The following is a 2,045-nucleotide window of genomic DNA, read 5'->3' on the forward strand; positions in this document are numbered from 1 at the left end:
TTTAGCAGTAATTGGTTATCTTTTACGACTTGTAGCGCATGATCCAGGTAAAAAATTTGCCACCAAACCTGTTTGACGTTACTGAGTAACCACCATCGAGCTTCCGTTACATTTTCTAATGCAGCTTTTGCTTCAAAAGTTGCCGCTGAGCTACGTAATGCCAATTTACCTGGAAAAGGAATGGCTTGAGAAATTCCCGGTCCGATTTGTGTCATATCTACCTGAGCGGTATTGAATGTGTTAACGGGCAGATTCGCAGCACTGAAGCTAATTTCAGGATCAGGTAGCGCGCCTACTTGAGATGGGATCGCCGCCATTGCTTCGGCACGTGCTCTCATTTGTGCTAAACCTGGATTATGTTGGGTGGCTATTTCTGTTGCCGCTTTAAGTGTTAAATAATTGTGATCTACTCCGGCAAAAGCGTTATTTACAAGTAGCAACAAACCTAAAGAAACGCTATTTGAAAAAATGAATAATGAAAACATAATATCGTATGCTTTTAATATTAATACTTAAATTGAAGGGCACATTACTCTTCGAAGCTATTAAATGCTTCTTGTCGTGTGTCTAATCAGGATGGAAAGGAGGAGGAAATTTCCTTGGTCCTATACCATTGGAGTTCATCAAGCTCAGTTCAGACAGTGACAACTATCGTAGAGCTATAGATTCCATACTACTGTTCAAAGTATTTATATTAGCGGAGGGCGCTGAAGTTGTTCAGGAATGAACGAGACCAGTTTAGCTGTAATAACGCTATTATAGGAAATATCATTGGTGGGAATTTTATTCGAAAGTGCAAGGGTGATAAATGTGCTGCAACTTATATGACATAAGGCGTTTACTTCACACTCTTGACTAGAAACCATGTTACTACTCATTAATTGCTCGTTATGATTAGTATGCAGGTGCTCGCCAACTATGGGAATATCGACGGAGTTGAACTTGTTGTTTGTATTTTCTTCATGTGCGCATGGCGGCACCACAATAGCGAATGCTCCTTGCAGTGACAACAAAAGCATAATTAAAACCAAAAATAATCTGCGCGCTATACGCTTCATTGGATTCATTCAAGTTTGATTAATATTTGGCAATAAAAAATAATTACATGAGTACAATTCCAGAAACTATTACATTAAAGTAACGTCAGTGTCAAGACAAATAAGATTCAAAAAGAAAATAGTATTGATGACAAAAAACTACTTGGCAATAATGAACTTAACGCTTTCAGGCACTGAGCAACAGATCAAAGGTTAAAGAAGTAGAATGCAAGACTAGCGCAGCTAAATATTTGTCGATAAAATACATTTCCATTTTCAAGCCGTAGTATTTGGTCTGAATCCGTAATATAGGCAACACCACCAGATCACTGAAAAAAAAGCCATTACGTTCACTGCTGTAAAACACACTTTACAACGTCCTTCTATACTATCTTCCATTCCATAATGCAGTGCTTAGCGACTTGTTGCCAACCCAGAAAGGTCGCAATGCTGATACTCAACTCTACAACGGGATTCATCGAAGACAAAAAGAAACGCAAGTGACGGAATTAATCCTGCATTTTTTAAAAAAATAAATGTAGCGATATTTTCATACAGTTAAATAGCAGTTTTTCAATCTGCGCTCAATCTATTCGTAAATTTGCATCAAAGAATTGCTTTCGCACGTACAGTGCTTGATACAGTAAGTGGCTGATTAAAAGTGATATTAAAACATTATTGTTCGTCAGTCATACATATTCCCGTGTAAAGTTTCATAAGCGCTGACTGATAGTCTAAGAAATAGACTTGGCACCAGAAATTTATAGCTTGACCTTCCAATGATTGCAAGGTTTAACATAGTAAACTTCATTAACACATAAACGATGAATTTGACATGAAAAACCTTTTACATTGCTATCTATGTCAACTGAACGATAAATTATTCGACAGCATTACATTTACGGCTACGATATATTGCATGCGAAACAGCGCGGGCTGTGGAATCGGCCAAACGGCTAGAATCTCAGATTCACCCACTACTGAAAGTAATGCGCAGATAAAAACCGA

Annotated in this window: 2 protein-coding genes; both read right to left on the reverse strand. The window is 37.8% G+C overall.

Annotated elements, in window-relative coordinates:
- On the reverse strand, positions 1-485 hold a 485-nt coding region (locus C8R11_RS15715), incomplete at its 3' end, for a TolC family protein (protein ID WP_181258289.1).
- 204 nt (positions 486-689) lie between these two features.
- On the reverse strand, positions 690-1,067 hold the full coding sequence (locus C8R11_RS15720; RefSeq protein WP_146159131.1) for a hypothetical protein: 378 nt from the start codon (positions 1,065-1,067) through the stop codon (positions 690-692).
- Between the last annotated feature and the right edge of the window lie 978 nt (positions 1,068-2,045).

The organism is Nitrosomonas aestuarii, assembly GCF_003046585.1.
Classification (GTDB): Bacteria; Pseudomonadota; Gammaproteobacteria; order Burkholderiales; family Nitrosomonadaceae; genus Nitrosomonas; species Nitrosomonas aestuarii.